The organism is Pseudomonas sp. UBA6699 (genome assembly GCF_002454615.1).
Taxonomy (GTDB): Bacteria; Pseudomonadota; Gammaproteobacteria; order Pseudomonadales; family Pseudomonadaceae; genus Aquipseudomonas; species Aquipseudomonas juntendi.
This window is the reverse complement of the sequence record NZ_DKJF01000125.1, coordinates 63,717-86,548: the sequence shown is the minus strand read 5'-3', so window position 1 is coordinate 86,548 and position 22,832 is coordinate 63,717. Positions and strand designations below refer to the sequence as shown.

Genomic DNA, 22,832 nt, shown 5'->3' with positions numbered 1-22,832 from the left:
GAGCGATCGGCCTCCCCGGAAGTGCTTCTTCAGCCTGACGAGAATATCTTCTCCCGCCAGGCCAGTCACAACATACAAGCAGCGACCGCAGCTCGCGATGCGCCGCGCGGGCGGCGCTCGATCTCCCAGGCGATGCATATCTTTTGCCAAATAACCCCCACACATTGCTAGCCCAACACCTCACGTAACCGGTACCACAACATCCCCAGCGCCAGCAGTGGCGAGCGCAGTGCCTTGCCACCGGGGAACGTCAGATGCGGCACTGCACTGAACACATCCAGGCCGTGGCTGTGGCCCAGGGCGATGCTTTCCGCCAGCAGCTTGGCTGTCCAGTGAGTCACGTTCAGCCCGTGCCCGGAATAGCCCTGGGCGTAATACACGTTGGGGTGTTGGCTCAAGCGCCCGACCTGGGGAAAGCGGTTGGCGGTGATGCCGATCATGCCACCCCACTGGTAGTCGATGCGCACATCGGCCAGTTGCGGGAATACCTTCAGCACCTTCGGCCGCATATAGCCGGCGATGTCCTTGGGGTCGCGGCCGGAATAGTGGCAGGCGCCGCCGAACAACAGGCGGCGATCCGCGGTGAGGCGGTAGTAATCCAGGCCGACTTTCTGGTCGCACAGTGCCATGTTCTGCGGGATCAAGCGGCTCGCCAGTGTTTCGGGCAGCGGTTCGGTGGCCACCACGTAACTGCCGGCCGGCAGCACCTTGCCACTCAGCCGCGGTTCCAGGTCGTCCAGGTGGGCGTTGCAGCCCAGCACCAGGCGGCCCGCGCGCACGCTGCCGTGGGCCGTATGCACGGTAACGCTGGGCCCATGCTCGATACGCAGCACCGGGCTTTGCTCGAAAATGCGCACGCCCAGGGCATGGGCGGCGCGGGCCTCGCCCTGAACCAGGTCGAGCGGGTGCAGGTGCCCTGAACCCATGTCCACCAGGCCGCCGGCGTACCGGTCGCTGGCGACGATCTCATGCAACTGCCCGCTTGCGACCAGCCGTGTTTCGTGGCGGTAACCTAGCGCTGCCAGGTCTTGCAGTTCATCCTTGAAGGCGTCGAACTGCGCGGGCGTGTTGGCCAGTTCGCAAAAGCCCCAGCGCAGGTCACAGGCAATGTCGTAGCGGGCGATGCGCGCGGCGACCAGCGCCACCGAGTCGATGCCGGCCTGCTTGAGGTAGCGCACGCCATCCTGGCCGACATGCCGGGCAAAACCGCTGACATCATGGCCGATGCCGCGAATCAGCTGGCCGCCGTTGCGGCCACTGGCACCCCAGCCGATGCGCCGCCCCTCCAGCAGCACCACCGACAGACCACGCTCGGCCAGCTCCAGCGCCGTATTGACCCCGGTCAGCCCACCCCCGACCACACACACATCAGCGCTCAGGTCAGCGTGGAGGCTGGGGTAGGGGGCCGCATCGCGCGCAGTGGCTGCATAGTACGAAGCGGTGTGTTGGGTATTGAATGACATAGAGGGTCTCGGCTCAGCGGTTGGACTTGATCTTGCTCCAGGATCGGGTCATGACGCGCATGATCTTCGGGCTGGGGGTACTGGAAATGTACAGCTTGTCCAGTACCTCCTGCGGGGGGTAGATCTCGGGGTTGTCCACCAGCGCGGCATCCATGTAGGCCTTGGCGTCCGGGTTGGCGTTGGCATAGCCGACCGTGGCGCTGACCTTGGCGATCACCTTGGGGTCGAGCAGGTAGTTGATGAAGGCCAGCGCCTGCTCCGGGTTGTTCGCATCCTTCGGAATGGCCAGCAGGTCGAACCACAGGTTGCTGCCTTCCTTGGGAATGCTGTAGGCGACCTTCACGCCGTTCTTCGCCTCCACGGCGCGGTTGGCCGCCTGGAACACGTCACCGGAATAACCGAACGCCACGCAGATATTCCCGTTGGCAAGGTCGGAAACATACTTGGACGAGTGGAAATAGGTGATGTACGGGCGCAGCTCCAGCAAGCGCGCCTCGGCCTTGGCGTAGTCGGCCGGCTTTTCGCTACGCGGGTCCATGCCCAGGTAGTTGAGCACGGCGGGGAACAGTTCATCGGGCGAGTCCATGAAGGCCACGCCGCACTGCTTGAGCTTTTTCAGGTTCTCGGGCTCGAACAGCACCGCCCAGGAATCGATGCGGTCTACGCCCAATGCAGCCTTGACCTTTTCCACGTTATAGCCGATGCCATTGGTGCCCCACAGGTAGGGCACCGCATACTGGTTGCCGGGGTCGTTCTGCTCAAGCTGCTTGAGCAGCTTGGGGTCCAGGTGCTTCCAGTTCGGCAGTTTGCTGCGGTCCAGCGGCAAGAATGCACCGGCCTGGGCCTGGCGGGCCAGAAAATGGTTGGAGGGCACTACCACGTCGTAGCCGGTGCGCCCCGCCAGCAGCTTGCCTTCGAGGGTTTCGTTGGAGTCGAACACGTCATAAACCACCTTGATGCCGCTGCTGGCCTGGAAGTCGGCCAGGGTGGTGTCACCGATGTAGTCGGTCCAGTTGTACACGCTCACAGTGGGTGTGGCGTGGCTGGTGGTGGCGAACAGCAGGGTGAATGCCGCGGGGATCAGGGCTTGCAGATGACGCATGGGAACACCTCGTTGGTTTTGTTCTACGAGTTCAGGTGTGGTGGGGGCTGCACAGCCCCCAGGGCGGCTCAGACGCTCAGCATCAGGAACTCGCGCTCCCACGAGCTGATCACGCGCTTGTAGTTCTCGTGCTCGGCCCGTTTGACCGCCACATAGCCCTGCACGAACTGCTTGCCCAGGTACTGCTGCACGGTCTCGCAGTCTTCCATGTGCTGCAGCGCATCTTCGATGGTGATGGGCAGGCGCAGGTTGCGCCGCTCGTAGGCGCGGCCCTGCACCGGGGCGCTCGGGTCGATCTGCTCGACCATGCCCAGGTAGCCGCAGAGCAGGCTGGCAGCGATCGCCAGGTAAGGGTTGGCATCTGCGCCGGGCAGGCGGTTTTCCACGCGCATCGCTTCCGGGCTGGAGGTGGGGACGCGCAAACCGGCGGTGCGGTTTTCTTCACCCCACTCGACGTTGACCGGTGCCGAGGTGTCCGGCAGGAAGCGGCGGAACGAATTGACGTTGGGGGCGAACATCGGCAGCAGCTTGGGGATGTACTTCTGCAACCCACCGATGTGGTGCAGGAACAACGGGCTCATGCTGCCGTCGTCGTTGGCGAAGATCGGCTTGCCGGTGGCGATGTCGACCACGCTCTGGTGCAGGTGCATGGCACTGCCCGGCTCGTCGGTGATCGGCTTGGCCATGAACGTCGCAGCCACGTTGTGCTTGAGCGCAGCCTCACGCATGGTGCGCTTGAACACGGTGATCTGGTCGGCCAGGTCCAGCGCGTCGCCGTGGCGGAAGTTGATCTCCATCTGCGCCGGGCCGTCTTCGTGGATCAGCGTGTCCAGGTCCAGGCCCTGAATTTCACACCAGTCATACACGTCCTCGAACAGCGGGTCGAATTCGTTGGCGGCATCGATCGAGAACGACTGCCGGCCGCTTTCGGCCCGGCCGGAACGCCCCAGTGGCACTTGCAGCGGCAGGTCCGGGTCTTCGCAGCGCTTGGTCAGGTAGAACTCCATCTCTGGCGCGACAATGGGTTGCCAGCCCTTGTCAGCGTAAAGCTTCAGCACTTTCTTCAACACGTTGCGCGGCGACAGCTCGATGGGGTTGCCTTGCTTGTCGAAGGTATCGTGGATCACGATCGCGGTAGGTTCGATGGCCCACGGGATCTGGTACACAGCGCTCGGGTCGGGGCGGCAGACCATGTCGATGTCAGCCGCATCGAGCAGGTTGTAATAGATATCGTCGTCAACGTAGTCGCCGGTGACCGTTTGCAGCAGCACGCTCTCGGGCAAGCGCATGCCACGTTCGTGAAGAAACTTGGCGGTCGGTGCGATCTTGCCGCGGGCGATGCCGGTCAGGTCGCTGATCACGCATTCTACTTCGGTGATCCGGTGTTCTTTCAGCCAGGTGGAGAGCTGATCGAAAGGGGCGTTCATACAGACCTCTTGGTTGGGTTTTTTATGTGGGAGCCGCTGCACCCGCCAGAGCCGTTGCACAGCGTCAAGGGCGTCGCGCTTCCCAGGTGACACGCTGGAGGCTATCTTGAGCTCGGCGCCACACCGCCATCTATCCACTTTCTTCGGCATTCAATGCACCAAAAGAGTGCATCCAGGACAAAGCGTGACAACGCCCAACGCCTTGCAGGTCCAAGCTTTCCACACTTCGGATGTGTCCGAGCAGGTTCGCATCACCCCCGGTTGGCAGCAGCAGTACCGGCAGATGTCGCCGGGCCATTTCAGCGGTCAGTTGCGCTGCCTGGGGCTTGACGGCGTGCAGGTCTACGAAGAACGCCTCAACACCCGGGTAGAGCAGTTCTTCCGGGCGCCGAGCGGGTCACTGGCGTTCTGCTTCGACCAGAGCGAGAACAGCCTTTACCTGCTCAATGAACAGAGCCGCAACATCTGGATCACGCCAGAGAATTACCAGGAAGTGGCCGTCGTGTTCGACCAGGCGTTTCTCGCCAGCCACGGCCTGGACCCTCGCAGGCTCGACGGTTTGTTCATGGTGCCGCTGGGCAGTGGCCAGAATGCGTTGTTCGGCAGTTGGCTCAGTGCCACCCTGACCCGCCTGGGCGAGGCTGGGTGCCCGTTGCAGGGGCAGGCGTTGGCGGAGCAGTTGCTGGAGGACTGCCTGTTCATCCTCGACAATGCCTGCCAGCGCTTGCAGGGCATGGCCATGGGCCGGCGGGACGAGGAGCGGGCGATCATGCACCGGGTCAGCGAGTGGGCGGCTGACTGCCCGGAAGAAACCTTGAACCTGGTGGAACTGGCGGCGGTGGCGGGCGTGTCGCTGCGCCAGTTGCAGCAGGCTTTCAAGGCCTACACCGGCATGCCGCCCGCGCACTGGTTGCGGTTGCGTCGGCTCAATGGGGCGCGGCGCGATCTGTTGCGGGGCGGTGGCGTGACCGTGGCGGAAGTGGCGATGCGTTGGTCGTTCTGGCATTTGGGAAGGTTTTCAGAGAGTTACCGGCAATTGTTCAAGGAATTTCCGAGCGAGACACTCAAGCGCGTCAAGCGCTGAACCGCCGGCCCGCAAGTCCAGCAGCCGGCGCCGAAAATTGCTATCGTGCCAGCCTGTTTCGACCCGAGGTGCCGATGTTCTACCTGCCTTTGCCCAGTGACCAGGCTGACAGCCTCGCCAGTGTTCCCTTCACCGACTTCTTCAGCAGCGCCAGCCTGCTCCAGGCCGCTGCGGTGTTGTTCGTGCAAAACCTGCCTCGCCAACCGGCGACTGCCTCGGCCGATGCTCAGGAACGCCGCTTTGCCGAGATCGTGCGGATCGCCAACGACGTTGAACGTGCCGCGCCTGGGCGCTTCCAGGGGCAGGTGGCGCAGCACTTCGACCGTGAAGCCTTCGCCATGGGCCTGGGCATGCTGGGCGAAAACGGCATTGCGCTGCTCAGTGGCGAAGTGGCGTACAGCGCAGATGAACTGCAGGACGGCGAGGGGCAGTGGAATTTCCAGTTCGCCGACCGCTATCGCCAGCGCGCCACGCCGCTGCACCCCGTGCACCTGCCGGCGCTGGCCAGCGACCTGATGCTCAGCGACCAGCAGAACCGGCTGTTGCGTGAATTTCTGGGGGGTATCGACGAATCGGTCGCCGTGCAGGGCTTTGCCGGTACCGGCAAGACCTTTCTGATCCACCAGTTCGCCCGGTTGCTGGAGCCGCAGCGCACCTTGTTGCTGGCCTTGACCGAGGGCCAGTTGCGTGCGCTGCGGGCGCGGGTCAAGGATGCCGCTGCCTACACCGCGCTGACCTTCGGTCAGTTGGCCGACGAGCTGTTGAACCGCGACCTCACCAGCAACGGCTGGCGCCTGCGCGACCCTTACCGCACCAAGCGCTCGTGGCGCCCGCAAGAGGCGCAGGTGGTGCGCTGGCTGGCCATACCCGACATTGGCCCGCTTGCCGCGCGCGATGTGGTCGCCTTGTGCATCCGCGCGGTGCGGGCGTTTTGCCACAGTGCCGACGCGCAGGTGCAGTTGCACCATGTGCCCTGGGCCGGGCCGGGCACATCGCCACTGGACCAGGAAGTGTTGCTGGAAAAGGCACGGCTGTACTGGCAGGAGCTGATTCGCCCGTCAGCGCGGGAAATCCAGTTGCCGGTACGCGACTACCATCGGGTCAAGCTGCTGGCGCTGACCGGCCTGGTGATTGACAGCGGCTACACCCACGTCATCGTCGACGAGGCGCACGAGTTGTCGGCACCGATGCTTGCCGTACTTGACCGCAGCCCGCAAGCGGTCATCGCCCTCGGTGACGAACTGCAGAACCTGAACGGCCTCAGTGCGCACCATGGCAGCTTCATCCGCCAGCGCTGCATCGACCACTCGCTGCGCGCAGGGCCGGCGATGGACAACGTGCTCAACCCGCTGATACAGGCGCACCCGGCATCGATCCAGGCGGCCTTCAGTGGGAGCGCCGAGCACTACACCCGGGTCAGCTTCTTCGATGCGGTCACGGTGCCGGAACAGCCCACCGCGTTGATCGTCGATGACGAGTGGGGGCTGTTCGGCTGGTTCCAGCGCCTGACGCACCAGGGCGTGCCGTTCGTGCTGCTGCAGAGCGCGCGCAAGGACTTCGAACTGTTCGTGGAGGATTGCATCGAGCTGTACCGCCATGGCACCCGGCCTCGTCACCCGATGCTGTTCCGCTATGCCAGCTGGCAGGCGCTGGAGCAGGACAAGGGTGAGGACAAGGCATTCGTCGCGGTGGCCAACCTGCTGCGCAAGGGCTACACCCCGCAGCACTTTGCCCAGGCCAAGAGCCGTTACCGCTGGACCAAGGCGCCAAAGCTGTTCCTCGGGCGGGTAAGGGATGTGAAGAACATGGAGTTTGCCCGGGTGATGGTGTCGCCCGAGCTGATGGTCACGCCGCAGGTGGCCGGTAACCGCAATGAACGGGCGCGCCTGCTGGCAGGTTTGTATACCGCCTGTTCACGGGCGCGGCATGAGCTGATCGTGCCGGGGGGGATGCTGGACTGGGTCAAGGACCAGGTGCGCGATTGAGGTTGGCAGGGGCTGCAACGCAGCCCCCGCCTGACTGGGCTCAGTTCCGGTCCAGCCACACGGTCTGGGCATTGGTGAACTCCCGCACACCAAAGTGCGACAGCTCGCGCCCGAAGCCGCTTTTCTTCACGCCGCCGAACGCCACGCGGGGGTCGGATGCGCAGTAACCATTGATGAACACGCCACCGGTATCCAACGCGGCAGTCATGCGCTCGGCCAGCGCATAATCGGCGGTGTAGATGGTCGCCGCCAGGCCGAACTCGCTGTCGTTGGCCAGCTCCACGGCATGCTCGGCGTCACGGGCCGTGATGATCGCCGCCACCGGGCCGAACAGCTCTTGCTTGAATGCTGTCATGTCCGGGGTCACATTGGCGAACACGGTCGGGGCATAGAAGTTGGCAACGCCTTCGACCTTGTGGCCGCCCAGCAGCAGGGTGGCACCCTCGGCCAGCGTCGCCTGTACCTGGCCATCCAGCTCGTCGCGCAGGTCGTAGCGGGCCATGGGGCCGATGTAGGTGTCGTCCTGCAGCGGGTTGCCCATGTTCAGCTGCCGGGTTGCCTCTACGAACTTGCGGGTGAACGCGTCGGCAATGCTTGCTTCCACGATCATGCGCTTGGCCGCTGCGCAGACCTGGCCGGTGTTCTGGTAGCGACCGATGACGGCAGCCTGGACGGCGGCGTCCAGGTCGGCGTCAGCCAGGACGATGAACGGGTCGGAACCGCCGAGTTCGAGCACGCATTTTTTCAGTGCGGCACCGGCCTGGGCACCGATCGCCATGCCGGCACGCACGCTACCGGTCAGGGTCACCGCGGCAATGCGCGGGTCGTTGATGGCGCGGGTGACACCCTCCGGGGTCACGTTCAACACTTCGAAAACGCCTTGCGGCAGGCCGGCATCCTTGAACAGTTCGCCCAGCAGGTAGGCGCTGCCCATTACGTTCGGCGCGTGCTTGAGCACGTAGGTATTGCCGGCCAGGATCGCCGGCACGGCGCCGCGCAGTACCTGCCAGACCGGGAAGTTCCAAGGCATCACCGCCAGGATCGGGCCCAGCGGGCGGTATTCGATGCGGGCCTTTTCGACCTGGGTAGGCTCGGCGGCCAGCATCGCGGGGCCATGCTCGGCATACCAGCGGCACAGGCCAACGCACTTGGCGACTTCGCCGCGGGCCTGGGCGATGGGCTTGCCGATTTCACGGCTGATCATCTGCGCGAAGGCCTCGGCCTTGGCTTCAAGGGTGCTGGCCAAGGCGAGCAGGTACTCGCTGCGCTGACCCAGCGACACTTGGCGCCACTGGCGGTAGCCGGCCTTGGCACGCTGCAGCGCCGCTTCCAGTGCGGCGTCGGTGTCGAACGGGTAGGCGCCGATCTGCTCGCCGGTGTACGGGTCGAGGGAGATGGCGTGGGTCAGGCTGCTGATCGCACTCATGGCAGGGCACTCTCGTCGTGATTGAACAGTGGAGCCAGACTAGTGGGCTATGGCTTTAATGAAAACTGAATAATAATGAGCGAAACATTCACGTTTGGAGAAAGGCTGTGGACCTGGTGCAACTGGAGATCTTCAAGGCCGTGGCAGAGCAGGGCAGCATCAGCGCTGCCGCGCAGCATATCCATCGGGTGCCTTCCAACCTCACCACGCGCATCAAGCAGCTGGAAGAAGACCTGGGTGTGGAACTGTTCATCCGCGAGAAAAGCCGCTTGCGCCTGTCACCCGCGGGTTGGAACTTCCTGGAATACACCCGGCGCATTCTCGACCTGGTGCACGAGGCCCGCCTGACCGTGGCCGGTGAAGACCCGCAAGGCACCTTCGCCCTGGGCTCGCTGGAAAGCACCGCAGCCGTGCGCATCCCGGCCTTGCTGGCGGCCTACAACCAGCGCTACCCCAAGGTGGACCTGGACCTGTCCACCGGCCCTTCAGGGACCATGCTCGAGGGGGTGTTGTCTGGCCGCCTGGTGGCTGCGTTCGTCGATGGCCCGGTGTTGCACCCCACGCTGGAGGGCATACCGGTGTTCGAGGAAGAGATGATGGTCATCGCACCGCTCAATCATGCCCCGGTGACCCGCGCCCAGGACGTCAACGGCGAAAACATCTACGCGTTCCGGGCCAACTGTTCGTACCGGCATCACTTCGAAAACTGGTTCGTCCAGGACCAGGCGGTTCCCGGCAAGATCCATGAAATGGAGTCGTACCACGGCATGCTCGCCTGCGTCAGTGCCGGGGCCGGCCTGGCCATGCTGCCGCGCAGCATGCTCGACAACATGCCGGGCTGCAGCACGGTCAGTGCCTGGCCCATGTCGGAAGACTTCCGCTACCTGAAAACCTGGCTGGTGTGGCGCCGTGGCACGGTATCACGCAGCTTGAGCATGTTCGTGAAACTGCTTGAAGAAAAGAACGTAAACAAATGATTTAAAACTACTAATCTACGTCTAGCCCGCACGTCTGTACGGCGCTCGCGGTGTGGTAGCGCCTCACACCGCAACGGTGTATGAGCAATAATGGCAATTTACTTCCAACTTTCTGATTATCGGACAATAATCAGAAAAGTATTACCTCGTGTGACCGGTCCGGATGAACCGGTCGCCAATCAATCGAGGGGCTACAGCCCCCGCTTGCCGTGTAGACCATCAGGAGAGTCGTAGATGAAAACCCGTCTCGCAGCATCGCTGGCCGTTGCCGCGCTGGCACTTGCCGGCGCTGGCACGGCCCAGGCCGCGCAGGTGTCCGGCGCCGTGGGCGTTACCAGCCAGGGCGACATGACCTACCGCATTGGTATGTCGTTCGACTGGGACAAGAAGTGGCTGCAAAGCGACATCGGCTATGTCAGCGGTTACTGGGACGCCGGCTACACCTACTGGGAGGGCGGCGACGCCAGTGGCGCCCATTCGCTGTCGTTCAGCCCGGTGTTCACCTATGAATTCAGCGGTTTCACCTACACCCCGTACATCGAAGCGGGCATCGGCCTGGCTGCGTTCTCCAAGACCGATGTAGGCGACCAGCGCCTGGGTTCTTCGTTCAACTTCGAGGACCGTATCGGCCTAGGCCTGAAACTGCCAGGGGAGCAGAAGGTCGGGCTGCGTGCGATCCATTATTCCAACGCCGGGATCAAGCAGCCCAACGACGGCATCGAGTCGTATTCGCTGTTCTACAGCAAAGGTTTCTGACAGGTAGGGCTGCTTATGCAGCCCCAGCCGTTCAGAAGGTGTACGCGACGCCAGCCTGTACCGTACGTGGCGCACCCGGGTAGGCATACAGGTTGAATGCGCCTTCGTCATACGCCTTGTTGAACAGGTTCTTCACATCCAGGTTCAGGCGTATATGGTCGTTGACCTGGTAGAAGGTCAGCAGATCAACCACCGTGTATTGCTCCATGGTGTAGGTGGTCGCCTCGGTCTGGCCGTTGCGGTCATCCACGTATTTCACCCCAAGCCCCAAGCCAAGCCCCTTGGCGACACCGTCCTGGAACTCATAGGTGTTGAGCAGGCTGAAACTGTTGCGCGGGATATTGGCCAGTCGCGTGCCGGTTGGCAGGCGGTTGTCCTTGGTCACTTCGGCATCCACATAGGCGTAGCCGCCAATGACGCGCCACTCGGGGGTGACATTGCCAGCAACGTTGATATCCAGGCCCCGGCTGCGCACTTCGCCGGCCGCCACGCTGTAGTTCGGGTCCACCGGGTCGCGGGTCAACACGTTTTCCTTGACGATGTGGTAGACCGCTGCGTCGACACTCAGCTGGCGGTCGAGCGCTTCCCATTTCACGCCCAGTTCGTAGGACTTGCCCTTTTCCGGGTCGAAGCCCCCGCCGCTGGCCGGGGTTCCCGTGTTGGGTTTGAAAGAGCGCGCGGTGTTGGCGTAGACGGCGACCGTGTCGGTGAGGTCATAGACCAGGCCAATCCGGGGCGTAGCACCGTTTTCGCCTTTGCTGAAATCACCGGCATTGTCCAGCTTGTTGTCGTAGTCATGCTCGAAGCGCTCGAAGCGTACCCCTGCCAAAGCCTTCAATCGCTCGGTCAGGGCCACCTGGTCCTGGATGAAGAAGGCCCAGGTCTGCAGGTTTTCCTTGTCCCAGGTCGTGGTCCGGGTCAGCGCCGGCCGTGGCTGGCCAAGCACCGGGTCGTAGATGTCGATGGGGTAGGTGCCCGCCACCGCAGAGGACCGCTGGATGATCGAGTTGTAGTCATAGTTCTCGTACTCCACCCCTGTCAGCAAGGTGTGGCTGAAGCCGCCGGTGTCGAAGTAGCCGGTCAGGTTCAGCTGCCAGTCGCGATCGGTCCACTCCAGCTTGCGGTAGTTGAAGTTACGCTCCAGCGTTCGCCCATCCAGCGGCGCGCCGTTGGCTTCGACCGCATTGCCCTTGAGCGAGCCATCGAGGAACTGGAACCCGCCCGCCAGCGTCCAGTTGTCATTGAGCAGGTGCTCGAAACGCACCTGCGCCATGTTGTTGTCGTTGTGCAGCAGGTTATCGCTGCCTTTTTCCCAGATATAGGTGTCGCGCGAGGCGCTGCCACGCTGGGTGGCGTAGCGGGTCAGGCCGCGGTCCAGCGGGTGGTTGTTGCGCATGAAGTCGCCTTCGAACACAACCTTGGTCGTGTCGTTTACCTGCCAGCTGAGCACTGGCGCCACGTCATAACGCTCGCTTTGCACATCATCACGGAAACTGTCGCCGCCCTCGCCAAGCAGGTTCAGGCGGTAGGCCAGCGAGCCGTCCTGGTTCAGCGGGCCGGCGGCGTCGAGGGTAGCGCGGTGCATGCCCTGGTCGTCGAACTGGCTGCCCAGGGTGACTTTGGGTTCTGGTAGCGGCTGCTTGCTGACCACGTTGAAGGTGCCGCCGGGGTCGCCACGGCCGTACAGGCTGCTGGCCGGGCCGCGGATCACCTCCAGCCGCTCGACGGTATTGGCGTCTGGTGCGTTGGGGTAGCCACGGTTGATCGGGAAACCGTTACGGTAGAACTCGCCGGTGGTAAAGCCGCGCACGGTGAAGGTGGTAAGGCCCTGGCCACCGAAGTTGTTGGCCCGGCCGACGCCACCGGCATAGTCCAGGCCGTCTTGCAGGCGCGTGGCACCGGTGTCTTGCAGCACCGCCTTGGGCACCACGCTGACCGACTGCGGTGTTTCGTGCAGCGCGGTGTCGGTGCGGGTGGCACTGGCGGAACGGTTGGCCTTGTAGCCGAGCACTGGGCCATCAGCCCGTTCGCTGTCGGCTGTGCCAGTGATGCTCAGGGCCTGAAGTTCGATCTGGGCCGGGTCGCTGAGCGGTTCGGGCTCGGCGAGGGCCATTGGGGAGACAGCATGAAGTACACAAAGCGAAACGAACATGCGACGCATCGACTGGACGATCCTGAAGTAGGGCGCTAGAGAAGGGGGACGAAAAGAATTAAGGCTACTACGAATCATTACCAGATGCATTAACTTTAAAGCCCCTGCAACTCCCTGGCATTCATGGATGAAGCAGCATCGGCCAGGCTCGTTGCGCACGCGGCTGGTGCAATACAGGTTGTCAGGTATCATGCCGATCTTCATAACTGTCACGAGGCCTGTTCCCAATGTCCCTGAGTGCCCCACAGATTGGTGAGTTGCGTACATTCGCCGAGCAACTGGCCGACGCCGCTGCACTGGCCATCAAGCCGTACTTTCGTGCCAGCCTGGACGTCGAGGACAAGGGGGGGCGCCTGTACGACCCGGTGACGGTGGCCGACAAGGCGGCCGAGGATGCGATGCGCGCGTTGATCCAGGCGCGTTACCCGGACCACGGCATTCTTGGCGAAGAGGCCGGGGTGGCGGTGGGCAGCAGCCCGCTGACCTGGGTGCTCGACCCCATCGACGGCACCCGTGCCTTCATCACTGGCCTGCCATTGTGGGGAACGTTGATTGCGCTGAACGACGGTACCCGCCCGGTACTGGGGGTGATGAACCAGCCCTTTACCGGCGAGCGTTTCATTGGCACGCCCGAGGGTGCCTGGCGCAACGCTACACCCTTGCGTACCCGCGCCTGCGCCGACCTGGCTACGGCCACGCTGATGTGCACCACCCCCGACATGTTCGACACAGCCGAGCGCAAGGCCGCGTTCGAGGCGGTAGCCGGGCAGGCGCGGCTGATGCGCTACGGCGGCGATTGCTATGCCTACTGCATGCTGGCGTCGGGGTTCGTCGATGTGATCGTGGAGGCCAGCTTGCAACCCTATGACGTACAGGCGCTGATGCCGATCATCGAAGGGGCGGGTGGGGTGATCAGCGCCTGGGATGGCAGTTCGGCGCAGCACGGCGGCTGTGTAGTGGCCTGTGGCGACCCGGCGCTGCACGCGCAGATGGTGGAGAAGCTGCGCCACGCCATGTGAGGGTACGGCACCGGGCCTGCGGCGGCCTTTACACTGCACTTTTTGCCATTTCCGCGCTCTATGCTTGGCCAGGCCACATCAATCCCCGATGCGGCCGCCGAATATCGACCCGGTGCCGATGGTTGCAAGCTACCCTCATCTGATTCCCCGCGTGCTGCTGGCAGGCGTGCTCACCTGCCTGTGTGCCTGCACCCAGGAACAGGGCCGCGACATGCTCGACCAGTTTGCCGACGGCAAGCCCAGCGAACTGTTCCAGACCAGTGTCGACCGCCTGGCCACGTTGTCGATGCGCGACAACCTGCAAAGCCTCTACCTGCTGATGAACAAGCTGTACCTGCGCAACCCCAACCAGTTGAAGCTGTCGGGGTACGTCGACGCCGCCACTGCCGAGCGGCAGATCCGCAAGGCCATCGAACACCGCCAGCCGCTGGCGCAGCTGGGCAACCGTCGCGACCTGGCAGCCTTGAGTTACGCGTTGAGCCCGGAGTTTCGCGGTGACCGCGTCGGCGCCTTCATCTATGCCATCGGCAGCATGCTGATCACCGCTCACGGCGGGCGCACCGAGTTCTACATGACCGACACGATCGACCCGCTGTTCATCAACAACGCCGCGCGCAATATCGAAAAGGCCACCTGGATGTTGAGCCAGCGGCAAGATGCCAATGGCGTGTTGCTGCTGTTTTCCAACGAGATTTCCGAAGAGGGCAGCAACCTGAGTTTCGCCGTGGAGTTCGGGAAGATCGTGGCGCGCCTGGATTTGCTGGCAGAGTTGCTGGACGAGCGGTATCGGCGGATCGGATTGAACTATGCACAGAGCTTGCTGCTGATGAACTTCCTGCCCGTACAGTGACTTTGGCTGTTGTATTGGCCCTGGTAGGAGCGGCCAGTAACGCTTTCAGAGCAGCGCCTGGATCGCTTGCCGATAACGCGGCCCGGCCAGGCTCATGCTGTTGTTGTGGCTGGCACCCGGTACCAGCAGCAGGGTTTTGGGCTGCCGGGCCGCCTCGTACAGCTGCTGGCTGAAACGCGCTGGCACGAAGCGGTCATCCAGCCCGTGCACCAGCAGCACGGGCAAGCCGATATCCTGGATCTTGCCCAGCGAGTCGAACTTCTGCGACAGCAACCAACGCACCGGCAGTGACGTATTGGCTACCTCAGCGGCGACATCGCCCAACGAGGTGAATGTCGATTCCAGTATCAACCCACGCGCCGGGGCCGCGGCACCGCCCTGGCGTGCTTCGGCTGCCAGCGCGCGGGCCAGTTCCACGGCCACCGCACCGCCCAGCGAATGGCCGAAGATCAGCCGTTTGCCTGCGTCGGGTTGCAACTGAGCGAAGCGCTCCCAGGCGATGCGCGCGTCTTCATAGACAGTGGCCTCGGAGGGCAGCCCGCCGCGGCTCTGGCCAAAGCCGCGGTAGTCCACGGCCAGCACCGAGTAGCCCATGGCATGCAACTGCTCGATGCGGAACAACTGCCCGGTCAGGTTCCAGCGCACCCCATGCAGGTAGAGGATGGCCGGGGCATTGGCGCGCCTGGCCGGCCACCACCAGGCGTGCAGGCTCTGATTGGCAGCGAAACTGCGGGGCCGCAGGTCAAGCTCCTGCACACCGCTGGGCAGGCCACGGAACCAGCTGGCCTGCCCAGGTTCGATGCGGAACACCAGTTCGCGCTCTTTGTGCTGAAGCACCGCGCAACTGCTGGGCAGGCCGATCACCAGCAAGGTGGCACACAACCAGGTCAGCCAGCGGCGGCGTAGGTGGGAGAGGAAAAGGGTGGGCATGTGGGCTTTTTAACAGATGCCGGGGCGTGCGTGTGAGGAAAGTGCCTCAATGGTGGGCTGGACTGGTTGCAAGCTGTTACCGCAGTGAGCGGGTGGGCAGTGCCGGCCGTTGCGCGCCTGCGAAACAGCGGCAGCTGCTGCCCAGTGAATCCAGCAACGGCTGGAACTCTTCGAGCAACCAGTCGCGCAAGCGCAGGCAACTGGGCTCATTTTCCTTATCTTCGTTGAAGGCCAGGAAGTGGAAGGTGTCCTTGAGCACCAACTCCTCTTGCACCGGGCGCACCAGCAGCCCCTGGGCCACCAGTTGTGCCACCAGGTGGTGCCAGCCCAGCGCCACGCCCTGGTTGCCAAGGGCCAGTTGCACCAGCAGGTGAATGGGTTGCCGCCCACCGTCAGCAGTTTGACCAGTGGCTGCAAGCCTCGCGTGATGCAGCGGCCCAGGCCGGTCAGTAACCTGATCCATCAGCGTTGGCTTTTTCGCGGGCTCGCCCGCTCCCACAGGTCCGCCACAGGTTCTGAACACTGTGCAGTGCCTGTAGGAGCGGGTTTACCCGCGAAGAGGCCAGCAGGTACAGCAACGTTGCCTTGTCGGACGCATTCGCGGGTATACCCGCTCCTACGGGGACCGCGGGGAAGCGGAGATTTGAACATGAACAACAGATTCCAAGGCAAGGTCGCCCTGGTCACCGGCGCCGCCCAAGGCATCGGTCGTGGCGTGTGTTGGCGGCTCAAGGCCGAGGGTGCGCAATTGGTGGCGGTAGACCGCTCCGAACTGGTCCACGAACTGGCCGGCGAGGGGGTGCTGACCCTGACCGCCGACCTTGAACGGCACGCCGACTGCGTCCGGGTCATGGCCAGCGCAGTAGCAACGTTCAGCCGCCTCGACATACTGGTCAACAATGTGGGCGGTACCATTTGGGCCAAGCCTTTCGAGCACTACGCGGCCGAAGAGATAGAAGCCGAAGTGCGCCGCTCGCTGTTTCCCACCCTGTGGTGCTGCCACGCCGCACTGCCGTACATGCTCGAATGCGGCAGTGGGGTCATTGTCAATGTCTCGTCGGTCGCCACGCGGGGCGTGAACCGGGTGCCGTATGGTGCGGCCAAGGGTGGGGTCAATGCGCTGACTGCTTGCCTGGCCTTCGAAACCGCTGGCCGTGGCATCCGCGTCAACGCCACCGCGCCCGGTGGCACCGAAGCGCCGCCGCGGCGGGTACCGCGCAACACCGCCGAGCAAACCGAGCAGGAGAGGCGCTGGTACCAGCAAATTGTCGACCAGACCCTCGACAGCAGCCTGATGCACCGCTACGGCAGCATCGACGAGCAGGTCGGGGCAATTCTGTTCCTGGCCAGCGATGAAGCGTCATACATCACCGGGGTGACCCTGCCGGTGGGGGGCGGTGACCTCGGCTGAACCGCCTGGTCTTGCGGGGTTGCATCTGGCAACAAGGCGGGGAATTGCCTAGCGGCCCTGGTTGAGGGTAGTTTCCCCGTCACCACCTGCGAGGAATGCTCCCTTGGACTCGATTACCCAAGCTGTACTCGGCGCCGCCCTGCAGGGTGCCGTGCTGGGCCGCCTGCAAGGCCGCCGCGCGCTGTTGTATGGCGCGGCGTTGGGCACGCTGCCGGACCTCGACGTGATCATCCGCTACGCCGACCCGGTGTCGCAGATGACTTACCACCGCGGCTTCTCCCACTCGCTGTTCGTGCTCACCGGGCTGGCCTTGCTGCTGGCCTGGCTGGTCAACAAGTGCTGGCCCGACAAAGGCTATACCTTGAACAGGCTGTTCCTGGCGTTCTGGCTGGTGCTGATCACCCACCCATTGCTCGATGCCTTCACGGTCTATGGCACCCAGTTGTTCTGGCCTCTGCCAGTCACACCGCAAAGCTGGGCTGCGGTGTTCATCATCGACCCGGTGTATACCTTGCCCCTGGTGGCCGCCGTTATCTACGCGGCCGTGCGCGGAGTGACTGCCAGGGCCACGCGGCTGCTGACCCTGGCACTGGTGTTCAGCACGGCGTACCTTGGTTTCGGCCTTGCCGGGCGCATGGCCGCCGAGCAGCGCTTCCAGGCCGCACTGGACCAGCAAGGTATCGTCACCACTGAACTGCGGGCCGTACCCATTGCCTTCAACAGCCTGGTCTGGCGAGTGTTGGCGAAAATCCCCGGGGGTGACTACTTGGAAGGCATCAGCAGCGTCTTCGACCGGCAGGCGCCAGAAATGCAGCGCTTGCCGCGCAATACGGAGTTGGCGCAGGTGTTGGCCACCGATGAGCTGTATCAGCGTTTGCGCTGGTTCACCGATGACTGGTTGCGTTACGACCAGGTCGGCGACGTGCTGGTGGTCACGGACTTGCGCATGGGTATCCCGGGCAACTACAGCTTCCGTTTCCGCATGGCCCACCGGGACCGCCAGGGGCAGTGGGTGGTCGATGTGCCAGCGGCTTTCCAAACCGGGCCCGGGTCGATGTTCAACAGGCGCGACCTGGTGTTGATCTGGCGGCGTGTCTTGGAGCAGCAACCACCGCTGCCGTTGGCCCTGTGGACCGAGCGCTACCTGGGCGTCAGCCCTGTCGAACGCGAGCGCTGAGCGTTGCGCTCGGCGGGGCTGGACCTGGTCAAATGGACCGCCATGGCGACCATGGTCGCCGATCACCTGCGCTTTCTATGGCCCACAGCCGATGGCCTGTTCGTGGTGGGCAGGCTGGCGTTCCCGTTGTTTTGCCTGGCCATTGCAGTGAATGTGCAGCGGGCCAGGGCAGGGGCTTTCAATACCATTGGCAATGTGCGCTACCTGGGGCTGATGCTGCTGTTCGCGGTGCTGTCGGAACCTGCATATCGCTGGCTGGACGGCGGCTCGCAGACATTGAACGTGATGCCGACGCTGGTATTGGGGTTGCTGGTGGCCTGGGGTGTGCATTACCCGTTGCTGTCGCTGCGTTTGCTGGGTTTGGCGGCCGGGCTGGCAGGTTTTTTGTTCAGTGGGCAGTTGATGTATGGGGTGCCCGGGGTATTGCTGCCAGGCGCCTGCCTGATGGCGCGCCGGCAGGGCGGCGCGGCCTGGGTGTTGCCTTGCCTGCTGGCCATGGGCGGCAACCTGACCAATAGCTGGTTGCAGGCGCATTTGCTGGCACCGATCACCCTGCTCACACTGCTGAGCGCGGCCTCGGCGCTTGCGCTTGGCTCAGCGCTGTTGCGCCATGATGATTGGCGGGTGCCGGCAGTGGGGCGCTGGGGCTATCTGTTTTATCCAGTGCATCTGCTGGTAATAAAGGTGCTGTCATGAGCCTGTGATCGGAGGGCGGGCCTACCCAAGCCCCTTCAGCCGATCAGCATCAGGGCCTGTTGCAGGGTCAACGGCTGTTTCATACGCTGCGACAGCGCCGCCATGGCATCGGAATACCCCCTGGCAATCACTGCCTCGACCTGCTCGTTCACGCACTGCAGGGCGATGAAGTCACCTGTTTCCGGCTCGCCGACGAACTCGATGCGGTTCCAGTCCTGTGCGTGCCCCAGCACCTCGAAGGTAACCCCGTGCTGGTAGGTCCAGAAGAACGGCACGTCGGCGTAGCGGCGTTGCTCGCCGAGCATGTTGGCCGCTGCGATCACCCCCTGTTGCTGCGCCAGGCGCCAGTGTTCGATGCGCACCGGGCGCCCGGCAAGCGGGAATGTGGCGATGTCCCCTGCCGCCCACAGGCCGGGGGCAGCACGCATGTCGGCGTCGACCCTCACCGATTTGTCTTCCCCCAGGGGCACCCCGTGCAGAAACGCCGTCGCGGGGCTGACGCCGGTTCCCAGCACGACCAAGGCTGTTTGCAGGCGCTCGCCGTTGGCCAGTACCACGGCCTCGACCTGCCCCTGGCCTTCGATCAGCTTGACCTCGGTGGGGCCGTGAAAAGTCACCCCTTGAGCCTCATGCAGCGTGCGCAGGCAACGGCCAATGCGTTCACCCAGCTGTCGAGCCAAGGGGATCTCGTGGCGGGCTACCACATGCACCCGCGCGCCGTACGCCTGCAGGGCCGAAGCGGCCTCCAGGCCGATGAAGCCGTCGCCCACAATGACCAACGGCTGGCCGGGCTCGGCCGCTTCGAGCACGCGCTCAGCATCGTCGCGGGATCGCAGGGTGAACACCCCAGGCAGATCGATACCGGCCAGTTGCGGGCGCACGGGCTTACCGCCGGTGGCAAGCAGGCAAGCGTCATACGCGATCGACTGGCCGTCAGCCAAGGTGATTTGGCGGTGCTGGCCGTCAACGCTGCGCACTTTGCCATGCTTGCGCTCCAGTTGGCCTTGGCGCAAGGCATCGGCGTCGAGCAAGGCGGGTACTTCGTCGGGGGGCATCTGCCCGGCGATCACGAATTTGCTCAGCGAGGTCCGGTCATAGGCGGGCTGACGCTCCTGGTCTATCCACACCAGCCGGCCGGCAAAACCTTGCCTGAGCAGGGCGGCCACCGCAGCGCTGCCCGCGGCCCCGGCACCCACCACCACAAAGCAGCGGGCATCGCTGTGCCTGGGCGGCTCGACGGCAGCCAGGGGCTGGTCATCTACCCACACCTGATCGCCCTTGAGCCACACCTGGTAGCGGCGCAGGTCGGCAAGTGCCGGCGGTTCGCAGACTGCGCCGTCGTCGACGGCAAACGCGGCTTTGTGCCACGGGCAGACCAGTAGCCCGGCGCACACCACACCCTCGTCGAGCGGCGCGCCGGCGTGCGGGCAATTGGCCTGATAGGCGCGTACCTGCTGGCCTTGGCGAACGAGGATGATCTCTTCGCTGCCGGCCTGAACGCGCAACGGGCGGTCCTCGTCGAGTTGTGCCAGGCGGGCCACGGCGTACTGGGTCATGAGGGTTCTCCAAAGGGGCCTTTGGAACCATTTGACGCCTGAGGTGGGAAGGGGGTGCGTTGAGCTGACGACCGGTGTTCCGGTGGTAACGGGCCACGCCCGCTGCCACTAGAACACCCCCGTTGCATCACTATGCTGGCGTGGTCTGGCAGCGGGCTGGCTCGCCGCTGGACTCAATTGGCCCGGGCAGCACTCAGTGCACCGGCCCTGGTCACGCGCAGCGCCACCAGGCTACCGAGCACGATCAGTGCCGCCAACGAATACAGGGCGGCATCGGTGGACCCGGTCTGGTCTTTGATGAACCCCACCAGGTACGGGCTGAGGAAGCCGGCCATCTGGCCGACCGAGTTGATGATCGCCAGGCCGGCCACGGCGGCACTGGCGCTGAGCAGCGCCGTGGGCATCGGCCAGAACATCGGCAGACCGGTGAGCGCGCCCATGGTGGCGATGGACAGGCCAAGGATGGCAATGGCCGGGTTGGCGGCGAAGTTGACTGCGATCAGCAAGCCCATGGCGCCCATGAGCATCGGCACCACCAGATGCCAGCGGCGTTCGTTGCGCAAGTCGGCCGAGCGGCCGCACAGAATCATGAACACCCCGGCCAGCAGATACGGAATGGCGCTCAGCCAGCCGATCAGCAGCGGGTTGTCGAAGCCCATGCCCTTGATGATCGACGGCAACCAGAAGTTGATGGCGTAGACACCGCTCTGGATACAGAAATAAACGAAACCAAAGGTCCAGATCAGCGGGTTGGTCAGTACCGCCAGTACACTGTCGCCGGTAGTGGCGGGCTTGCTGGCAGCGTCGGCCGCCAGGTCTGCGGCGATCAGCTGGCGTTCGCCCGCGCTCAACCAGGCAGCCTTCTGGTAACCGTCACTGAGCAGGAACACTGCCAGAATGCCCAGGGCCACGGTGGGCAGGCCCTGGATCAGGAACATCCATTGCCAGCCGGCCAGGCCATGCTGGCCGGCGGCGAAGTGTTCGAGGATCCAGCCGGAGAACGGCCCGCCCAGCAGGCCCGAAACCGGGATAGCCGACATGAACAGGGCCATGATGCGCCCGCGTCTGGCTGCCGGGAACCAGCGCGAAAGGTACAACACCACACCCGGGAAGAAGCCGGCTTCGGCCGCCCCAGTGAGCAGGCGCAAGGTATAGAACTCGGTCGGGGTGGTGACGAACAGCAGACAAGTGGACAAACTGCCCCAGGCGATCATCATCAGCGCGATCCAGCGCCGAGGGCCGAAGCGGTTGAGCGCCAGGTTGCTGGGCAGGCCGCACAATACATAGCCGATGAAGAAGATGCCGGCGCCAAGGCCGTACACGGTTTCGCTGAACTTCAGCGCGTCGAGCATCTGCAGCTTGGCAAAGCCGACGTTGACGCGGTCCAGGTAATTGAACAGGTAGCAGATGAAAATGAACGGAATCAGCCGCAGGGTGACGCGCCGGTACAGCGCGTTGCGGGTGGTGTCCGTGCCTTGGTCAGGGGCTGGGCTGTGTGCCATGATCGGATTCTCTGTTGTTATGGTTATCGCCGCGTCGCCTGTGCCGGCGCTCGCCCTGACGAGTCTCGGGGACTGCGGCGTGCCTGTCTTTGTGCTTTTGCACAGTGCCGGGCGCGGGCTGCTGTGCCCGAGCCCAAAAGCCTAACACCCTAAGGACCGTGCAATGTTCGAACTCGACCATGACCTGGCACAGGATATCGTTGACCGGGCGATGGCCATTCTGCCGTGCAACGTCAATGTCATGGACAGCCAGGGGTTGATCCTGGGCAGCGGCGAGCCGGAACGCATCAACACCCGCCATGAAGGCGCCCAGTTGGTACTTGCCAACGGCCGGATCGTCGAATTGGACACTGACGCGGCCAAATGCCTGAAGGGCGTGCAGCCTGGGGTCAACCTGCCGTTGATGCTCGACGGCAGGTTGATGGGCGTGCTGGGCCTGACCGGCGACCCGCAGCACGTGCGGACCTACGGTGAACTGGTGCGCATGACCGCCGAAATGCTGCTGGCCCAGCGCCATTTGCAGGCCGACCAGCAGTGGCGGCGGCAGCGCTGTGACGACCTGCTGGCGTTGCTGCTTGGCGGCAGCGGTGATTCCCCGCGGTTGCTCGACGAAGCCCGGCAACTGGGCCTGAAGCCACAGCTGCCGCGTGTGCCGTGCTTGTTCGAACTGGCCTCGGGGCCGGCCGCCGAGGCACTGGCAGCGTGGTTGACCAGCCGTTACCCCGACAGCTGGTGTGTCAGCCCGGCGCGGCAGTCGTTGCTGTGGTGCCGCCCGGCGGGTGCCGCGCTGGATGAGCCGCGCCTGCTGGAACGCCTGCAACGGCATGGCTGGGAAGTGGAACGGCTAGCCCTGGGCAGCGCCGCGCAGAGCCTGGAGCAGTTGCGCCGGGGTTACCGTCGGGTGCGTGACTTGCTGGCTTATGGCCGTGAGGTATTGCCTGGCGAACGCCTACTCAGCCTGCAGCGCTACCGGCTGCCGGCACTGCTGTGGCGCCACCGCAATGATGACGCACTGGATGAACTGCTGGAACCGTTGCAGCGCATACGCGTCAAGGACAGCAGCGGCCAGCTGCTGACCACCCTGCGGGCATGGTGTGCCCATGACGGCCAGAGCCAGGCCTGTGCCGATGCCTTGGGCATTCATCGCAACAGCCTGCGCTACCGGCTGGAGCGCATTGCCGAGTTGGGCGAGGTCGACCCGCTGCGGATGGAAGGCATGCTGAGCTTGTACCTGGGGTTGCAGCTGTTGCCTGCAGACTGAAGCATTTCTCTGTTGCGGCCCTATCGCCGGCAAGCCGGCTCCCACAGATACAGGCCTG

The 22,832-nt window shown here is 64.0% G+C and carries 19 protein-coding genes; 10 read left to right on the top strand and 9 right to left on the bottom strand.

Features of this window, described 5'->3' with window-relative positions; translation table 11 throughout:
* Positions 1-167: 167 nt before the first annotated feature.
* The 3 genes from B3361_RS22980 to B3361_RS22970 form a co-directional block, all read right to left on the bottom strand.
* On the bottom strand, positions 168-1,463 hold the full coding sequence (locus B3361_RS22980) for an NAD(P)/FAD-dependent oxidoreductase (protein ID WP_054904727.1): 1,296 nt from the start codon (positions 1,461-1,463) through the stop codon (positions 168-170).
* Positions 1,464-1,476: 13 nt separating this feature from the next.
* Positions 1,477-2,565 (bottom strand): polyamine ABC transporter substrate-binding protein, encoded by a 1,089-nt coding sequence (locus tag B3361_RS22975; protein ID WP_029885440.1) that lies wholly within the window; start codon positions 2,563-2,565, stop codon positions 1,477-1,479.
* Between the two features lie 68 nt (positions 2,566-2,633).
* The gene (locus tag B3361_RS22970; protein WP_009682756.1) at positions 2,634-3,992 is read right to left on the bottom strand and encodes a glutamine synthetase family protein; all 1,359 of its coding nucleotides are present in this window, start codon (positions 3,990-3,992) and stop codon (positions 2,634-2,636) included.
* Between the two features lie 184 nt (positions 3,993-4,176).
* Between B3361_RS22970 and B3361_RS22965 the strand changes: the two genes are divergently transcribed.
* Positions 4,177-5,076, top strand: a complete 900-nt coding sequence (locus tag B3361_RS22965; RefSeq protein WP_029885441.1) for a helix-turn-helix domain-containing protein — start codon at positions 4,177-4,179, stop codon at positions 5,074-5,076.
* Between the two features lie 74 nt (positions 5,077-5,150).
* The gene (locus tag B3361_RS22960) at positions 5,151-7,061 is read left to right on the top strand and encodes an AAA family ATPase (protein ID WP_154211346.1); all 1,911 of its coding nucleotides are present in this window, start codon (positions 5,151-5,153) and stop codon (positions 7,059-7,061) included.
* Between the two features lie 40 nt (positions 7,062-7,101).
* Here the strand turns inward: B3361_RS22960 and B3361_RS22955 are convergent, their stop codons facing one another.
* On the bottom strand, positions 7,102-8,487 hold the full coding sequence (locus B3361_RS22955; protein WP_054904725.1) for an aldehyde dehydrogenase family protein: 1,386 nt from the start codon (positions 8,485-8,487) through the stop codon (positions 7,102-7,104).
* A 107-nt stretch (positions 8,488-8,594) separates the two neighbouring features.
* Here B3361_RS22955 and ptrR point away from each other — a divergent pair, with 107 nt between their 5' ends.
* Both ptrR and B3361_RS22945 read left to right on the top strand, forming a co-directional pair.
* The gene (ptrR, locus tag B3361_RS22950) at positions 8,595-9,464 is read left to right on the top strand and encodes a putrescine utilization regulator PtrR (protein ID WP_054904724.1); all 870 of its coding nucleotides are present in this window, start codon (positions 8,595-8,597) and stop codon (positions 9,462-9,464) included.
* Between the two features lie 234 nt (positions 9,465-9,698).
* Positions 9,699-10,220 (top strand): acyloxyacyl hydrolase, encoded by a 522-nt coding sequence (locus B3361_RS22945; RefSeq protein WP_009682761.1) that lies wholly within the window; start codon positions 9,699-9,701, stop codon positions 10,218-10,220.
* Between the two features lie 31 nt (positions 10,221-10,251).
* Here the strand turns inward: B3361_RS22945 and B3361_RS22940 are convergent, their stop codons facing one another.
* Complete coding sequence (locus tag B3361_RS22940; protein WP_054904723.1) at positions 10,252-12,381, bottom strand: TonB-dependent siderophore receptor; 2,130 nt, start codon at positions 12,379-12,381, stop codon at positions 10,252-10,254.
* 218 nt (positions 12,382-12,599) lie between these two features.
* Between B3361_RS22940 and hisN the strand changes: the two genes are divergently transcribed.
* Positions 12,600-13,391 carry a histidinol-phosphatase gene (gene hisN / locus B3361_RS22935; protein ID WP_009682763.1) on the top strand — a complete coding sequence of 264 codons (792 nt, stop codon included), beginning with the start codon at positions 12,600-12,602 and terminating at the stop codon, positions 13,389-13,391.
* A gap of 88 nt (positions 13,392-13,479) precedes the next feature.
* Entirely contained in the window at positions 13,480-14,241 is a 762-nt protein-coding gene (locus tag B3361_RS22930; RefSeq protein ID WP_371105798.1) for a hypothetical protein, read from the top strand.
* Between the two features lie 45 nt (positions 14,242-14,286).
* Here B3361_RS22930 and B3361_RS22925 read toward each other — a convergent pair whose 3' ends face one another.
* The gene (locus B3361_RS22925) at positions 14,287-15,171 is read right to left on the bottom strand and encodes an alpha/beta hydrolase (protein WP_054904722.1); all 885 of its coding nucleotides are present in this window, start codon (positions 15,169-15,171) and stop codon (positions 14,287-14,289) included.
* A gap of 76 nt (positions 15,172-15,247) precedes the next feature.
* The gene (locus B3361_RS22920; RefSeq protein ID WP_054904721.1) at positions 15,248-15,634 is read right to left on the bottom strand and encodes a hypothetical protein; all 387 of its coding nucleotides are present in this window, start codon (positions 15,632-15,634) and stop codon (positions 15,248-15,250) included.
* A 186-nt stretch (positions 15,635-15,820) separates the two neighbouring features.
* Here B3361_RS22920 and B3361_RS22915 point away from each other — a divergent pair, with 186 nt between their 5' ends.
* The 3 genes from B3361_RS22915 to B3361_RS22905 all read left to right on the top strand — a co-directional run bounded on the left by B3361_RS22915 (position 15,821) and on the right by B3361_RS22905 (position 18,455).
* Positions 15,821-16,582, top strand: coding sequence for a 1,6-dihydroxycyclohexa-2,4-diene-1-carboxylate dehydrogenase (locus tag B3361_RS22915; RefSeq protein WP_054904720.1), 762 nt, complete (start codon positions 15,821-15,823; stop codon positions 16,580-16,582).
* A gap of 103 nt (positions 16,583-16,685) precedes the next feature.
* Positions 16,686-17,759 carry a metal-dependent hydrolase gene (locus B3361_RS22910; RefSeq protein ID WP_054904719.1) on the top strand — a complete coding sequence of 358 codons (1,074 nt, stop codon included), beginning with the start codon at positions 16,686-16,688 and terminating at the stop codon, positions 17,757-17,759.
* Positions 17,760-17,762: 3 nt separating this feature from the next.
* A complete protein-coding gene (locus B3361_RS22905; RefSeq protein ID WP_054904718.1) occupies positions 17,763-18,455 on the top strand; it encodes a TraX family protein in 693 nt (230 codons plus the stop codon).
* 35 nt (positions 18,456-18,490) lie between these two features.
* Here the strand turns inward: B3361_RS22905 and B3361_RS22900 are convergent, their stop codons facing one another.
* The gene (locus B3361_RS22900) at positions 18,491-20,011 is read right to left on the bottom strand and encodes an FAD-dependent oxidoreductase (protein ID WP_054904717.1); all 1,521 of its coding nucleotides are present in this window, start codon (positions 20,009-20,011) and stop codon (positions 18,491-18,493) included.
* A gap of 173 nt (positions 20,012-20,184) precedes the next feature.
* A complete protein-coding gene (locus B3361_RS22895; protein ID WP_029886214.1) occupies positions 20,185-21,513 on the bottom strand; it encodes an MFS transporter in 1,329 nt (442 codons plus the stop codon).
* A 163-nt stretch (positions 21,514-21,676) separates the two neighbouring features.
* Here B3361_RS22895 and B3361_RS22890 point away from each other — a divergent pair, with 163 nt between their 5' ends.
* A complete protein-coding gene (locus tag B3361_RS22890) occupies positions 21,677-22,774 on the top strand; it encodes a sugar diacid recognition domain-containing protein (RefSeq protein WP_054904716.1) in 1,098 nt (365 codons plus the stop codon).
* Positions 22,775-22,832: the final 58 nt, after the last annotated feature.

Bases quoted from the DNA above. Each gene is read 5' to 3' on its own strand.
- B3361_RS22900 (WP_054904717.1), bottom strand. From the start codon at position 20,011: ATGACCCAGTACGCCGTGGCCCGCCTGGCACAACTCGACGAGGACCGC.
- B3361_RS22945 (WP_009682761.1), top strand. From the start codon at position 9,699: ATGAAAACCCGTCTCGCAGCATCGCTGGCCGTTGCCGCGCTGGCACTT.
- B3361_RS22970 (WP_009682756.1), bottom strand. From the start codon at position 3,992: ATGAACGCCCCTTTCGATCAGCTCTCCACCTGGCTGAAAGAACACCGG.
- B3361_RS22940 (WP_054904723.1), bottom strand. From the start codon at position 12,381: ATGCGTCGCATGTTCGTTTCGCTTTGTGTACTTCATGCTGTCTCCCCA.
- B3361_RS22980 (WP_054904727.1), bottom strand. From the start codon at position 1,463: ATGTCATTCAATACCCAACACACCGCTTCGTACTATGCAGCCACTGCG.
- B3361_RS22890 (WP_054904716.1), top strand. From the start codon at position 21,677: ATGTTCGAACTCGACCATGACCTGGCACAGGATATCGTTGACCGGGCG.
- hisN (WP_009682763.1), top strand. From the start codon at position 12,600: ATGTCCCTGAGTGCCCCACAGATTGGTGAGTTGCGTACATTCGCCGAG.
- B3361_RS22955 (WP_054904725.1), bottom strand. From the start codon at position 8,487: ATGAGTGCGATCAGCAGCCTGACCCACGCCATCTCCCTCGACCCGTAC.
- B3361_RS22895 (WP_029886214.1), bottom strand. From the start codon at position 21,513: ATGGCACACAGCCCAGCCCCTGACCAAGGCACGGACACCACCCGCAAC.
- B3361_RS22930 (WP_371105798.1), top strand. From the start codon at position 13,480: ATGCGGCCGCCGAATATCGACCCGGTGCCGATGGTTGCAAGCTACCCT.
- B3361_RS22915 (WP_054904720.1), top strand. From the start codon at position 15,821: ATGAACAACAGATTCCAAGGCAAGGTCGCCCTGGTCACCGGCGCCGCC.
- B3361_RS22925 (WP_054904722.1), bottom strand. From the start codon at position 15,171: ATGCCCACCCTTTTCCTCTCCCACCTACGCCGCCGCTGGCTGACCTGG.
- B3361_RS22975 (WP_029885440.1), bottom strand. From the start codon at position 2,565: ATGCGTCATCTGCAAGCCCTGATCCCCGCGGCATTCACCCTGCTGTTC.
- B3361_RS22960 (WP_154211346.1), top strand. From the start codon at position 5,151: ATGTTCTACCTGCCTTTGCCCAGTGACCAGGCTGACAGCCTCGCCAGT.
- B3361_RS22920 (WP_054904721.1), bottom strand. From the start codon at position 15,634: ATGGATCAGGTTACTGACCGGCCTGGGCCGCTGCATCACGCGAGGCTT.